14 protein-coding genes are annotated in these 13,861 nt (G+C 47.5%); all 14 read right to left on the reverse strand.

Features of this window, described 5'->3' with window-relative positions; all coding sequences use genetic code 11:
• Nucleotides 1-10: 10 nt before the first annotated feature.
• The gene (locus AC14M5_RS14320) at nt 11-430 is read right to left on the reverse strand and encodes a GxxExxY protein (protein ID WP_484030356.1); all 420 of its coding nucleotides are present in this window, start codon (nt 428-430) and stop codon (nt 11-13) included.
• A gap of 33 nt (nt 431-463) precedes the next feature.
• The gene (locus AC14M5_RS14325) at nt 464-2,020 is read right to left on the reverse strand and encodes an ArnT family glycosyltransferase (RefSeq protein WP_484030357.1); all 1,557 of its coding nucleotides are present in this window, start codon (nt 2,018-2,020) and stop codon (nt 464-466) included.
• Between the two features lie 38 nt (nt 2,021-2,058).
• A complete protein-coding gene (locus AC14M5_RS14330; RefSeq protein ID WP_484030358.1) occupies nt 2,059-2,877 on the reverse strand; it encodes a 6-hydroxymethylpterin diphosphokinase MptE-like protein in 819 nt (272 codons plus the stop codon).
• The gene (locus AC14M5_RS14335) at nt 2,874-3,227 is read right to left on the reverse strand and encodes a hypothetical protein (protein WP_484030359.1); all 354 of its coding nucleotides are present in this window, start codon (nt 3,225-3,227) and stop codon (nt 2,874-2,876) included. Before AC14M5_RS14335 ends, AC14M5_RS14330 begins: the two co-directional genes overlap by 4 nt.
• Nucleotides 3,228-3,231: 4 nt before the next feature.
• Nucleotides 3,232-3,987, reverse strand: coding sequence for an SDR family NAD(P)-dependent oxidoreductase (locus tag AC14M5_RS14340; RefSeq protein WP_484030360.1), 756 nt, complete (start codon nt 3,985-3,987; stop codon nt 3,232-3,234).
• A 36-nt stretch (nt 3,988-4,023) separates the two neighbouring features.
• Nucleotides 4,024-5,607, reverse strand: a complete 1,584-nt coding sequence (locus AC14M5_RS14345) for an ArnT family glycosyltransferase (protein WP_484030361.1) — start codon at nt 5,605-5,607, stop codon at nt 4,024-4,026.
• Nucleotides 5,597-6,562, reverse strand: a complete 966-nt coding sequence (locus AC14M5_RS14350) for a phosphoglycerate dehydrogenase (protein ID WP_484030362.1) — start codon at nt 6,560-6,562, stop codon at nt 5,597-5,599. The genes AC14M5_RS14345 and AC14M5_RS14350 overlap by 11 nt, the downstream gene beginning before the upstream one ends.
• Nucleotides 6,563-8,095, reverse strand: a complete 1,533-nt coding sequence (locus tag AC14M5_RS14355) for an alkaline phosphatase family protein (RefSeq protein ID WP_484030363.1) — start codon at nt 8,093-8,095, stop codon at nt 6,563-6,565.
• A 29-nt stretch (nt 8,096-8,124) separates the two neighbouring features.
• Nucleotides 8,125-10,134 (reverse strand): hypothetical protein, encoded by a 2,010-nt coding sequence (locus AC14M5_RS14360; RefSeq protein ID WP_484030364.1) that lies wholly within the window; start codon nt 10,132-10,134, stop codon nt 8,125-8,127.
• A gap of 2 nt (nt 10,135-10,136) precedes the next feature.
• Nucleotides 10,137-10,811 carry an acylneuraminate cytidylyltransferase family protein gene (locus tag AC14M5_RS14365; RefSeq protein ID WP_484030365.1) on the reverse strand — a complete coding sequence of 225 codons (675 nt, stop codon included), beginning with the start codon at nt 10,809-10,811 and terminating at the stop codon, nt 10,137-10,139.
• Nucleotides 10,812-10,891: 80 nt separating this feature from the next.
• Nucleotides 10,892-11,719: a GNAT family N-acetyltransferase gene (locus AC14M5_RS14370; protein ID WP_484030366.1), complete on the reverse strand. Its 828-nt coding sequence runs from the start codon at nt 11,717-11,719 to the stop codon at nt 10,892-10,894.
• Between the two features lie 10 nt (nt 11,720-11,729).
• On the reverse strand, nt 11,730-12,194 hold the full coding sequence (locus AC14M5_RS14375) for a GNAT family N-acetyltransferase (RefSeq protein WP_484030367.1): 465 nt from the start codon (nt 12,192-12,194) through the stop codon (nt 11,730-11,732).
• Between the two features lie 63 nt (nt 12,195-12,257).
• Nucleotides 12,258-13,028, reverse strand: a complete 771-nt coding sequence (locus AC14M5_RS14380) for an alpha/beta hydrolase (protein WP_484030368.1) — start codon at nt 13,026-13,028, stop codon at nt 12,258-12,260.
• A gap of 43 nt (nt 13,029-13,071) precedes the next feature.
• Nucleotides 13,072-13,860, reverse strand: a complete 789-nt coding sequence (locus AC14M5_RS14385; protein WP_484030369.1) for a DUF6602 domain-containing protein — start codon at nt 13,858-13,860, stop codon at nt 13,072-13,074.
• Between the last annotated feature and the right edge of the window lies 1 nt (nt 13,861).

Raw genomic sequence — 13,861 nt, forward strand, 5'->3', positions numbered from 1 at the left:
ACGCGGATTTTTATTTCTGCTCCCACGTGGGAGTCTTGCGGAAGTTATCGTAGGCTTTACGACGAAAGTCAGGCTTCGGGCCAAAATTTAATAAAAGCCCCACCTCGTACGGCGTCGCACGTAAATAATTTAACAATTGCGCTTCGTGCTCATTCAAAAGACGAGAGACTGCTTTCAGTTCAACAATCACGAGATCATTGATTAATAAATCAGCAAAATACTCGCCAACAACCTGCCCCTGAAAATGGACAACGATCTTCACCTGTTGTTGCACTTTGAGTCCCAAAGCAGTCAACGCAATGAACATTGAATTTTCGTAAACTTTTTCCAAAAATCCATACCCCAATTGCGGATAAACAATCTTGAAAAAAGCATGCAAAATCTTATCGGTTATATTTCTGTGCTTGAGTTCAACCTGGCTATTTAACAACAATCCTCCGCGTCATCCGCGCTCGTCCGCGTCCTATTTAATTTTTAGGTCATACAACACATACCCATCGCCTTCAGCAGTAATGGGATATGTATCCAGAATATTTTTCAGATCGGGCTGCTTATCCAGTTGGCCAAACGCGGTCACCAGAAAATAATCCATGCCATCGGTCAGCTCTGCAAATTGCTCGGCATTATTTTTATCGGGGTTGCGCGCCTCGCTCAGGCCTGTCGCCAGCGGCCACAGGCTTACCCTGCGCCAGCCATACATCATCAAACGATAGCCATAATCCTGGGTCAGCGCCATCACATTTCCATCGGATGGAATCGCCTCGCCCACTTCACCCCAAAATGCAGGCTCATGACGAAAATCTTCGGCGACTAAAACGGAGCGTGCTACATAAGCTTGATACCCGATGACAGCCACAATCAAGGCGATGAAACCCACGCGTCCTACTCCGCCGGTAACTGCCACACTTTCAACCAGCGGATTCAACACGACGGCCAATCCCAGCGCAATGATGGGAATCAGTTGAATATGATAATAACTATGCGTATACATTTGAAAAGGCAGCGTAAGTCCGTACAATAGATAACCGATCCACAAGCTAACCAATAACCATCTCATACGCGGACTGGCGATCAACGCGCCCGCCATGCTCAGGAAGATGATCGTCAGTCCGAAGATGGTTCCGAGGAAAGCCAGCCACTTGGTATAAAAATCTGTGCTGGTGATGAGGTTGATGAGAGCCACTGTCCACGAGAAGAAATATTCCGTGGAGCGGCTTTGGTTGAGGAAAACATAATAAATCAGCGCAGGAACGACCATAATGGCCGCCATCACCCACACCTGTTTTGATTTCCAGAAATCCTTTTTGAGGGTGAACAACACCATCGCAATTGCGGCTGAACCCACGAAGAAGGCAATGACGATCTTTACAAAGGTTGCGATCCCGAGAAAGACGCCAGCCAGAATGGCCCACTTCCATGTCTTTTTTCTGGAGTCGGACAGCTTGCTGTCCGATGCAGGAGCAAGCTCCTGCACTCCAGAGTCTTCGCTCCAACGATAAAAAAAATAAACACCGATCACAAAAGCGGAGGTCATCAATGGGTCGGGCTGGAAGGAACGGCTGGCCTGCACCGAAAACGGGAGTACGAGGTAATATGCCAGTGCGATCAACGCAGCCCAGGGAGAGGTTGCACAGCGCATCAAGTCAAACAAGGCCATGCCTGCTGCAAGCCAGAAAAGAGTCAACCACACTCGCGCCACAGCAATATTCTCGCCTGTGATGAGATAGGTATACGCCACAATAGACTCGATAACGGGCGGCTCGTACTTCCCAACCGAGCGGGCGAAGGATGCTGCCAGTTCACGTTGTTCAGTGGTTGCTGAAGGAAGGATGGAATAATAAATATCCCGCGCAACCAATGAGTTGCGAAGTTGGCGCGAAGGGTGAAAATCCAATGGAGGATCAGTGATATCGAGCAGACGGAGGAGTCCACCCAGGGCGAGGAGAATGATGAGGACGATGAACCAGTTGCGAGATTGGGGAGGAAGCGACATGGAGGAAGGTTGAAGGTTAAAAGTCAAAAGTCGAAGATCAATCGCAAATCAAAAATCGTTAATCGTTAATCAAAGAGGGAATTGTAGTCGACTTTAGGGAAGACAGTTAATTTGCCGTCGATGGTTGCATCCACGATTTCACGGCCTGCTTTGCGATAAGCTTCGCGCGCCATGATGTAACCAATCTCGGACGTATCAAGGTCAGGCAGTTGCCATCTGACGCCCTTGCCAAAATAATTGGGCGAAACATGATTAGGATCGTCGCCCTCGGAGACCACAACTTTATTGGCATCGCCTTTCGATGTGAAATTATGATCCACACCGATTAGGATGATCTTTTCAAAGCCCATGTGAAAGGCAAGCTGAAGCGCAAAGGTTGTGACGGTAGCTCCCTCCCAAACACGGCCTGTTACATCCTGAGCAAAACGTGGGCCGGTGTAGGAGGTGTAGATGAAAGTTGGAATGTTTGAAAGTTGTAAGGTTGGCGGGAAATGACGAGCCGAGCGCCATGCTAAAAATTTCGGCATGGGTAATGCGAGGATATCGTTTGCGAATTGTTCGATAACGAGATCGTTGATGGAACAAAAATAGGTTGTGGTAAAACCGAGCTCAGGGAAAAGCAAATAAATGCGATTCATGCCAAACGTAAATTCATTTCTTAGTTTGGAGAGGTCAGTTTGTTTAAGGCTGGGACCATTCCCAATGATGAAGGCACGCTTGCCCTTGTGAATGTCTCTGAGTGCCGCAAGGCGGCGAATACTCTCGCGCCGCCAGGGATGCAGGTATGCATCAGGCAGTTCGGGAATACGTTTGATCGAGTCGTAGGTGTTGCGGGTGAATTGCCAAACAGGCTGGGGGAAAATCTTTTTGAGGGTTTGTTTCATGCGGGGAGGAATTCCTTGCGCGCGATGAAGAGGACGATCAAGGCGGTTAGATTGAGAAGCACGAAGAGCAGATCAGCAAAACCGAACTGGTCAAAGATCGTCGAGAGAATATTGATCGCAAGGACGATGACGGCAAGCCTGAATATTTTCAGTTTTCTACGCTGCAATTGAAAAGCGCAAAATAATACGACTGCGCCATCCACAAACATCAAAAATGCATAGAAGGCATATAGGCCAGCCTGGCCTGGGTTATCACCAATGCGCGTGAATGAACCAATTCCAAAAATGACCAGGACTGCGGCCAACAGCAAAAATAAATAACGTGAAAGTTGAGAAGGGGATGCTTTCATGTCATTACTCCGTGCTTAATCTGGCAGTTGCACCGCCATCCACGATCATGGCCTGACCAGTCATAAAGGATGATTGCTCATTATCAGCAAGGAAATAAATGGCGCGTGCGATTTCTTCCGGCGTACCCACCCGCCCGTTGACAGTTTTCCGCGCGAGGTTATCCAACCGTTCCTGCATGTCACCCTGCCCAACGTGCCCGCGTCCCAAACCCGCGCGAAGCATAGGTGTATCCACTGCACCCGGCAGAATGGCATTGACACGGATGTTATCAGGCGCGAACTCGATTGCCATGGCGCGAGTCAACGCAAGCAAACCGCCTTTGGATGCGGCATATGCGGCGATGTTCGCAGAGGTCTGCACAGCATGGACAGAGGACACGTTCACCACTGCGCCACCCTTATCGGCTTTCAAAAGAGGGTATGCCAGTTTTACCCCCAGAAACGCTGAGCGCAGATTTGCGGCCATGACCGCATCCCACTCTTCCACTGTTGTTTGGATCAACGGCTTGGCAACCTGCAAGGCCGCATTATTGACCACCGCATCCAGTGAAGTTGTGAAGGCATGGGCTTTTTCAAAGATGGCTTCCATATCTTCGGCGCGCGAAACATCAGCCTGGATGAAGAGGCCATTTTTTGGGAATGTGTCGCCAAATTCAGCCCTGTCCACGCCGATGACGTGCCAGCCTTTTTCAGTGAAGAGTTTTACGGTTGCGCGGCCAATTCCACCCGCCGCGCCAGTGATGAGGATTGTTTTTGTCATAGGGTTATCTTTTTTGTACACGGAATGACACGGATTTCATGGAGCATTCAAACGAAATACAAGACAGTCTTCAACAGTAGTTTCAGTGTGATAGTTTTCAGATACAAAGGAAAATATTTGTTCCATGCCGGGTTGGATGTACATTTTACGTTTGAGACCAGGCGTTGAATACTGTTCTTCACGAGTAACGGAGTCTAATGAAGGGATGGCGTCCACTGAGCGGGAGCAATCCAAGATCAACTTCGGGCGATTGGAAGTCAAGTCTGTGATGTACGATGATTCGATTTCTTCAGTTAACGAATCCTCAAGGAAGAGCGGATAATACAAATACTTGACGGGTGACCTCCGCCCTGCTATGAAACTAATACCCATATCGGGGTACCATGTCAGAACAAGATCATCAGGCTGGGTATTTTCTTGAACATAGGCTGAGAGCGGGTCAACATATTCCATTTCATGTGCGCCATCGAATAATTGACCGATGGTTTCTCCGTAGCGTGCCCCTGAAGATGGGAAGACGACAAATAACATAACAATGAACCCCAACGAAACAAACTCGCCTAGCCAGTCACTCCACCCCTCCAGGGAGGGTATCTTGAACGTAACCTGCCAGAACTCTGCAAAGACAAATGCACAATAGACCGCAACAGCTAAAGTCCAACTGATGTAATAATGTGTGAAACCCCTGCCTGAGAGGTTGCTCAACAGGATTTCAATCGGGAACCAGATGAGCAGGAAGGATTCCAAGACCGACAATTTCCTCTGCATAAAACTGATTAACGCGCGAAAGACAAGGATGAACCACGCGAACAATGTAAACCAGCCATACCAGGACATTCCATAACGGCCGAAACCGCCGAATAAATCCAACCATTCCCTGTCCTTTGCGGAAGCATAGGAGAAATTGAAGATGAGGGAGGCATAGATCATGTCTCCTGCTGCACCAAACAGTGCGAAGTAAATGATCCACAACAAAAGCGGAACTGCAAATCCAGCCAGAGTTGCAAGAACAGTCTTTATTGCTTGCGCAAAATTTCTTTTGAACGCATCAAATAGGAAGACTGCGATCAATATCGCAAACAACCCGCCGATGTTATTGGCGCGAAATGTAAAGCTCAACCCAAACAGCGCGCCGATCCAAAAATATTTCCAATAATTTCTTTCGGCATCCACCATCGAAAGGAAGAGATACAGTCCCGCCGCATTAAAAAGAAGCGCAAACTCTTCGGTGTAATTTCCGTACCCCAACGCCACGCGCAGACCAAGTGCAGCCATGGTCATGCCGAACAAAGCCGCGCCCAGCCCCCATCGCTTTGACAGAGTGCGATATAAAAGCAGTAGCGTTCCAAAGACGCAAATAAACTCTACGATCCAAACTCCCCAGCGCGCCCCGCCGCCCAGCCATAATCCCAGGGCGTTGATATAGAAAATTGCAGGGCCTTTTGAGTCCCAAAAATCCTGATAGGGAATTTTCCCATCTAATATCTGGCTGCCAGCATACAGAAAAAATCCGCCGTCGCGGGCAGGTTTATCGAACAGCGGATTCGCCAAGTCCAGCACAAGTGCCGCCAGAACCAACAAAAAAATATATGGAAGCGCAGAACGAATTTTAAATATCATGTTTCAAATCTTTTGAATCGATCCCCAGCCCATCCAGCAAATTCCTAATCGTGTTCCAATGGATGCGCTCCCAGGCAGTGGGGCTGGAATTTGAGTTATGCGGAGCTAGCATGACCTTATCCATTTTCAACAATGGACTATCTTTTGGAAGCGGCTCAAACTCAAAGACATCCAAAGCCGCGCCTCCCACCTGACCTGAGCTGAGTGCGGCGACAAGGGCCTTTTCCTCCACGATTGGCCCGCGGGCAGTGTTAATAAGGAGGGCGGATGGTTTCATCATTGCAAGGGTTTTGGAGTTAATAAGATGATGCGAAGTTGGATTTAAATCACAATGGATCGAGATGAAGTCGGAGTTGGAAAGAAGAAAGTGGAGGTCAGTCATTTCGATTCCAGACTCAGTAATGAATACGTGGTCAATATCTATAATGTCTGTGCCAAAAACTTTCATACCGAAGGCACGCGCGCGGCGGGTCACAGCTTTTCCGATGTTGCCAACGCCTATCACGCCCAACACACATTCGCTTAACGCTTTGCCTGGAATTTTTTCCCACTTTCCACTTTTCATCTCTCTATCCATCCACGGGCCTCTTCTTGCGAATGCAAGCATGTAGCCAAGGACAGTATCCGCGACGGGAGTGGTGAAGGCATTTGGCGTTCGGGCGAGAATGATATCGAAACGGGAGCAGGCTGAGGCGTCGATTGAATCGATCCCCGTCCCCCATTTGGAAATAACTTTCAAACGCGGAGAACAAGCTTCCAGCACGCGCGCTGTGTAACGGTCATCCCCGCAGATCGCACCATCAAATTGACCCGCATATTTAAGCAAGTCATCTTCTTCCATTCTTTCCTGCACATCAGGCAAGATCAGGTCGAGTTCATACTTCGCGAAGATGGGTTGGAAACGTTCCAGGATCGGAAGCATGTAAGGAGCAGTGAGAAGGACTGTGTATTTCATTTAGTTATTTGGGGCATTGCAAGGATACGGCATCTTTGAAAAATCATACAAATTGGGAACAGGCGAGAAATAACTTACATCTTCGAGCATATCATAATTCCCGCCGAAATATGTATTGAACACGAGCCGAAAAATATTAACAGGTGAAATAGTTGAATAAACTTTATCTTTATTGCCAGGGAAGTAAATGGCAGTAAAAATCCGCATCCTTTTATCTTTAGGCTGTAACCAGGGGCCGTGGTCACCTTGAACAATGATGATCGGCGGCGTTTCGGAATTCGCCACGATGGTATCAATAGCATCCAGCATTTTCTTGTTCAAGAATTGCAATTGATTCAAATAACCCTTCTGATACAAATTGGCTGGGTATTGACGCTGGTCATTCCAAAAATCTGGCGGATAGGTCGGGTTGCCCTCAGGGTCAAATACGAATGGTGGATGCGGCGAAATGAGATGGATGTATGAATAAGTGGGCTGCTGTATTTTGGCAACGTCGTCAATATGATCAAATATATTATTGAAGCGATCACGAAAACCAACTCCCAGAAGATAATCGGGGTCCACCCAGCCCAGATCCTGCACATAACGCGCAAGAGTCGTTCGCAGGAACAACCCTTCAAACTCGGTCATCCCCGAGGAAACGGGCGGCGGGCTTATGAAATGATCGGAATCATTAATATCAAGCCATGCAAAGCCTGTTGCGAAATTCACCGTTTCATAGCCCATGCTTTCAAAGTTATAACGCACGGCGCTATGCTTCAATGAATCCCATAATAAACGGCGCGCTGTACTGTCTGGTGCATAGGTATCACTGAGTTCCTGCAAGTATTGCATGTTAAGCGACGAGCCAAGTGAAATCTCGGTCCTCACGTAATTGCTTTGGCTGCACTTGGCTACAAAAAAATCACGCGACTCTAATTCATTGACGAATTCGCTGTTATCAAATCCATAAGCCTGTTTGAGTAGATCGGCACGGCCATATGAATCCAAAAGGAAGAAATATACATCTGGCGGACTTTCTGGAACCACGAGATCTGAATCAACAGGAGCATTCTCCAACGCCAAAGCATGGACGCTGCGCGGCCCATCCGCGAGGCTGATCTGCCCCAAAGACATGATCAATAGCGCTAGGGCAATCGTATTGAAGGTAGAAGTTGAAGCGGCAAAGGTCGATCTCGAACGCAGCATCCAGAGCAGTGCAAGGATAAATAAGACGATCCACCCGATGGCAAGCCAAAGCGTGTAATTTGCATCAGGGTATTTTTCATCAATGGCGATATAGGCATGACCGAAAGTAAAAAATAATGCCAGCCACAGCGTTGTAAGAAAAGCGGATTTGTATACCTGCCGCAGAAAGACCCAAATCAGAAAATATAATATCCCGCCGAAGAGGACAGAAACGAGCAGCGGACGAACTACTGCCGAAAGTTGAACCTGCCCTGTATTAGCAGAGAGTAGAGCCAGCACAGGATAAGCGCTGATCGCAATTGGGTACCAGGGGGTATTAAAAATATTTGTAAATACCTTTTTCATAAAAAACTTTGTTCCTTATTTTTAAAATGTCACTCACAAATTTTCTTCTCGATAAAATCATCAACCGCGGCATCCAACGATTCTTTATTCATGAAGTCCGTCATGATGCCGCAGGCCTGCAAGCGTAGGAACTTATCTGAAATAATCAACTTGGTGGTTGAGCGCATTTTCTCCACATCGCCTTCCACGGCGCTTGCTTGCAGAAAGGGCATCCACTCCAAACCATCTTCGGGATAATAGCCTTTATCCAAAGCTTCTTTCAATAAAGCGGAGATCTGTTCCCAGTCGCCGCGCTGGCGTGCAAGGTCAGCTTTTTGATAATAGTAGCACCAGCCTTGCTCAGGCTCCTCACCAAAAACCTCGGCAGGTGGGGTGTGAAGCTCCCCTTCTGTGACTACATTCTCAAGATGTGAATATGGGGCAACCAGTAATAATCTCTGCTGATCGTATGGGGATAACTCAGGCACATCGCCATTCATAAATCGCACACAGCTATTGGAAGAGGTCTGGATCATCACCAACACATTTCCAAAATCACGCTCCAAATAATTACCTCGGCGCAGCGGCGTTTCCATCGCACCGTCCGTGATGATCTTTAAGACAACTTCATCCGCCAAAACTGCGGCGGGCAATCTCACCCTCAATGGAGTTGTGTTTTGCGGTTCAGGATAATAGATCAGGTTTGCGGGGCCCCAAATAAAATAATCCTCACTCAATGAGCTGCCAGGATAAGAAGCAATCAAAGTGGTGCTTTCTTTAATTTGCGGCGCACGCCAGGCCACCTGCCACCAAAAATTGCGCGTGGCTTCCGTCTCATTTGCAAGCGGGACGGAAGTTCCATAATGCGTCAACACGGCGATCATTACAAAGAAACCTGTTACTGCGATCTTCAAAGAACGCAAAGAGATATGGTCAATGACGACGGAAAAAAGAATTGCAACACCAGCCGAGGCCGCCAATGTATAACGTGAATAATCAGGCAGGATCACATGTCGGTTGACCAGGATAGCGGGAACCAGACTCGCAAAGATGGTGACCAGCGCCACCCAAACCTGCTCGCGCATCACACCAGGACTGTTACCTGCTCCTGTTTCATCTTCATGATCCACGCCCCAGCGAAACCCAGCCGCCACGACCAGCACCGCCAGTATAGCGAGGCCAAAGCCAATATAAGTCTCTCCTAAGCGCAATGAAAAAGCGAAATTATTCAACGGCACAGCCCAAGCCACAATCACAACCTTGAAAAAGTCCTGTATCAAATAATTCAACCACCACAAACCAGTCAACGGAGAGGTGAACAAGGAGGAAAGTTGCAGGCTTACATCAGTTGCCTTTCGCTCGGCTTCAAAGAAAAATATTCGCCAGACTAAAAAACCAGCCACGCTCGCCATAAAAGGGATATATGCTTTTAGGGCAGAAGAAAGCCGCGCAGAAATTGTCTTTTCAGGATCACGCCAGAAAAGCACAGCGACTGAAATTAACCGAAGGGCTTCAAAGCCGATGAAGTATTCCACCAGACCCAGATATAACCACCCCAGCAAAATGGACAATATCGTATATCCCCAACGCTCCACAGGTTTTTCTGCGCGAATGGCTTTTATGGTCAATGCTACTGAAAACATGCCACAGGCCAGGCTGAAAATTTGAGATTGATAATCAATGGGATTGAATTGCGAAAGGAAACCAGGGTAGATCAGAAACAGGATTGCGATCAAAAGATTATTGCCCTCGCGCTTCGGCCAGAGTTGATTGCACAACCATAACAACCCAACTCCGCTTAACACGCGAAAGACGAAGGCGCTCAAGTGGTAGTTAAGGGGATTCATACCAAAAAGCGAAAAAGCCGCTTGCATCAAATATCCGCGCATGGGACGGTCTACGCTGAAGACTTGGTGGAAGAAATCCGCGCCGCCTACATAGCCATCGTACATCAAGTACCAGTCATCATTAACGTAGCCAATTTTTGAGACCAGAGGCAAATATGCAATGGCCGCGATCAATACAAGCGCCAACACACCCAACCAATTCTTTTTCTGCATTCCTATTTCTCCGTTGAGTGCTTGCGCTTCATCAAAAAATCTGTGATCTCAAAATCAAGTTCTTCGTCTATATCCCAGGCTTCGTCTGATTCAATCTCGAACATCAGGGGGCTATCGCCAATGCGGTGACGCTTGCGCGCCAAATTTTCGCGGGTGAAAAGATACATGCAGGAATTCTCTTCATACACGGGCGGCAGATCCTGAGTCTGTATCAGTTCAAGAGGATTGTGGTTGATGGCACGCCCATCTTGAAAATACAATCGGGTTTGCAAACGGGTGACTGAAAATAAAGAATCGTATTTGGGGTATTCAGTAAAAAAACTTTTAATGCCTCGTGAAATGGTTTCCGCCTTCAACAATGGATTGGTGCTGTGCGTTTGCAAATAAAATTCTGCGTCCACCTGTGCGGTATCATGCAGGAGAATGTCGTTCATGGGCACATCGTCAGCGCGGAGAGGCTCGGGGCGTTCGATCAGCTTCACGCTAGGAAAGAAGCGGCGCACTCCATCCATCACAGGCTCGGAATCGGTATCCACCATCACCGTTTCAATTTCTGGCACGGCAAGCAGAGTCTCGATGATGTGATGAAAAAGGGGTTTGCCCGCGAGCGGACGATAATTTTTGCCAGGCACACGCTGGCTATGATGGCGCATGGGGACAAGGGCGGCGAGTTTCATGCCCCAATTTTACTCGTAAGTCGGATTGCCAACACCTGCATGATTTGCTAAGCAAATCACGTGCGGCGCAAGTGTCCGACTTACAGTGCAAGCGACATTTGCCATTGCGAAATCTCTTCGCGCCGCATACCCACCTGCTCAAAGATGACGCCCATCTCTTCCGGGAAGATGGCGGGGACGTGCCACACTTTATTTGGGAAGCGGGCAAACACCGCGCGCATCAACACGGGACTTAGACCTGCTCCACGTGAACGGGCTTTTACCAACACTGACCAGATTATCACATCCGTAGCCTCGGGGTTGCTGATAAGGCAATAGGCATCGTTCAAACGAAAAGCGCGCGAGGGCGGCGTGTGATGCATAATGCTCGTGCCAGAAAGCTGCCAGGGTAAATCTTTAAGGCCATGATATGTGACCAGCCGCGCAAGTTCGCGGATGTCGATTTCCTGCAACTCTTCTTCTGACTCAATCTGTGGGTTTTCAAGTATATATCCCACCAATCTTCTGATCGTTTTGAAGCCGACCTTTTTATATAACTTCACGCCCGCCGTATTTTGTTCGATCACTTCCAACAGCATTTCCTTGTCGCCACGTGCACGCGCCTCTTCAATGAGACGTTCCATGGCCCAGGTACCTGCGCCGCCACTCCTTGCATTGGACACAATGCCCATCGCTGCGAGTCGGCTGGTCCAGCCGCGGCGTGCGATCATGGCTGCGCCAATTGTCTCGCCATCTTTGATAAGCACGCGGCTGGCAGTGAGGTCAACGCCATCACGGCGCAGCATGGTTAATAGCGCGGCTTCATTAATATTAATGGGGACAAAATAACCTTCGAAGCCGCGTGTAAGCAGATCGGCAACTTGGGGGATGGGATATTCTGAGGCAGGCTTGAGTTCAAATGATGGCATGAGGATATCTTTACAAAACCTTTTTCATATTCAGACTTGTGATTTCATAACCAACGGATTCATATAAATTCCGCGCGGCTTGATTTGAACCAAACACATGCAATCCAATGGACTCCAAGCCCAGCTCGCGCGCTTTTTCTTCGATCAGCAGCATGGCATGTTTTCCGTAGCCTTTGCCGCGATATTTTTCATCCACATATAGTTCAGAGATAAAGCCGTCTTTCGTGAGGCTTTCCTGATTTGCAGAAAGCCAGATCAACCCGACTGCTTGATCATCATCGAATAAAGTATAGAGATATTGGTTTTTGGTCTGCAGGCCGTGAGGCAGGTCATCCAAAAACTCCTTGCGTGATCTTTCCAAGGCTTCAGAGTCAGCCCATTGCCCCGCGCGAACTTTATCCCCTGCATATTCAGGAATTGTGCGCTCAAGAAAAACTTCGTATTCGGTTTGGGTCATAGGAATCAGTTTGGGCATGGGGTGATTATACCGAATAAAAAAGTTGACAGTCGCTTTGGATATGACTGTCAACTCGTTAGACTATTCTATGGTTCCGAACCATTCCAAACAATAATCTGCAACCTCTTCCCAGCCTCTGGAGCCAATCAGGAAATGGTCACGGCCTGCAAATTCCTTGAAATCGGTGACGGAGGGAAGTTTATATTTCCTATGATTTGATCGATTCAACGAGGCAGGAATAATGTGATCTTTTTCGCCGGCCGTGATCAAAAGCGGACGATGCAACCTGCCGAAATCCACCTTGCCTGCGGAGCCAAGCGAGGAAGTGGGCACGCCTCGAGACTCAGGGACAACATAACGGTCATATGCGGCACGTTGTTCATCCAATAGAAGGGTATTGACAAAGGCATATTGAAAATGCTCAAAGGTCATTTGCACTGGCTGGCTCAACAAAAACGGATTGATGGCAGGAAAATTCGATTTCACAAAAGACCATTCGGTTGTAAAGACACCTGCTGGAGGCGCGGGGTCAATGGCAACGCCCGCCACAGCTAGGTCACGTTGAAGTAATAACTGCACAACCAACCCGCCCATGGAATGGCCGATGATGGCAGGTTTTTCATGCAAACCTTTGATGAAGGCTTCCATGTGGTCAACGATGTGATTCAATTTTAGTTTCGCGAGTTCAGGATCTGGGTGTGCCGCGCGTAGTTCTTCCACAGGCTTGTCACGTCCAGGCCAGGCAGGCGCAATGGGATGATAGCCTTTGGATTCATAATAAGGAATCCACTTCTCCCAGCAAAGCGGATTCATAAACATACCATGTATAAGGACGATGGTTTTGGATTTCATGTTTGGCTCCTAATACTATAGTAGTTGTCTTGCAAAAAGAAGTCTAAGTTTTTAGAGAGTCATCAACTAATCTTTGTAAATCTTCAGGCCAAGGAACAAGAGACTGTATCTCTGGCAATTTTCGCCACCATGACGCTAACCACCACGGCAAATCTGGAAGTTTACTGATACCTGTACTCCAAATTTCAACCATGAGTGTTAAAAGAGCTTCGCCTTCAGTAATTCCTTTATTTGAGATTTTAAAGACTCTAAAAGGCGCTGTCTCACGCCGCCCATCTATATTCTTTAAGAGAAGATATTTTGATCGTACGTAAATGGCACTAGGCAAATTATGCAAATTATCCAATGGTGATTCTCTTATATAATTCCAAATTACAGAAAGAGATTTATTTAAGCTAAGCCCATTCCACGCAAATAATCCTACAAATCTGGAACTACCAATTTGCTTATAAAAGCTAGCTAGTTTTCTATAAACATTTAAGAAATCTTTTTGTTTATTTAATACTGTTTTCACTTCTAAGGTAGCAGCAACAGCATTGAAATCTACAACTACACAATCGCCGGCTTGAAAAAGATAAGGGTAGTCTAGTCTGTCATAAACTATGATATCTTGTTGGCTCGAAACCCATTTGTTTGAAGCAATAAATCCTGTTCCAATCCCAGCTGAACCAGGCAGAAATCGCTCTATAACAGCGCGCAAATAAGTTTCATGTGCTCTACCTATTTCGCCAGAATGTTGTGCAAAATAGTTCAATGTGCGAAATTGAGCTGATAGCTCATCCGCGTATCGGTCTGCAAGTTGAAGCATTGGATTCGATTCTCTGTCGTTCATA

It is taken from the genome of Candidatus Villigracilis sp., assembly GCF_057083605.1.

Coding starts and splice junctions, on each gene's coding strand:
- AC14M5_RS14330 (WP_484030358.1), bottom strand. CDS start 2,877: ATGAAACAAACCCTCAAAAAGATTTTCCCCCAGCCTGTTTGGCAATTC.
- AC14M5_RS14335 (WP_484030359.1), bottom strand. CDS start 3,227: ATGAAAGCATCCCCTTCTCAACTTTCACGTTATTTATTTTTGCTGTTG.
- AC14M5_RS14340 (WP_484030360.1), bottom strand. CDS start 3,987: ATGACAAAAACAATCCTCATCACTGGCGCGGCGGGTGGAATTGGCCGC.
- AC14M5_RS14345 (WP_484030361.1), bottom strand. CDS start 5,607: ATGATATTTAAAATTCGTTCTGCGCTTCCATATATTTTTTTGTTGGTT.
- AC14M5_RS14350 (WP_484030362.1), bottom strand. CDS start 6,562: ATGAAATACACAGTCCTTCTCACTGCTCCTTACATGCTTCCGATCCTG.
- AC14M5_RS14355 (WP_484030363.1), bottom strand. CDS start 8,095: ATGAAAAAGGTATTTACAAATATTTTTAATACCCCCTGGTACCCAATT.
- AC14M5_RS14360 (WP_484030364.1), bottom strand. CDS start 10,134: ATGCAGAAAAAGAATTGGTTGGGTGTGTTGGCGCTTGTATTGATCGCG.
- AC14M5_RS14365 (WP_484030365.1), bottom strand. CDS start 10,811: ATGAAACTCGCCGCCCTTGTCCCCATGCGCCATCATAGCCAGCGTGTG.
- AC14M5_RS14370 (WP_484030366.1), bottom strand. CDS start 11,719: ATGCCATCATTTGAACTCAAGCCTGCCTCAGAATATCCCATCCCCCAA.
- AC14M5_RS14375 (WP_484030367.1), bottom strand. CDS start 12,194: ATGCCCAAACTGATTCCTATGACCCAAACCGAATACGAAGTTTTTCTT.
- AC14M5_RS14380 (WP_484030368.1), bottom strand. CDS start 13,028: ATGAAATCCAAAACCATCGTCCTTATACATGGTATGTTTATGAATCCG.
- AC14M5_RS14385 (WP_484030369.1), bottom strand. CDS start 13,860: ATGAACGACAGAGAATCGAATCCAATGCTTCAACTTGCAGACCGATAC.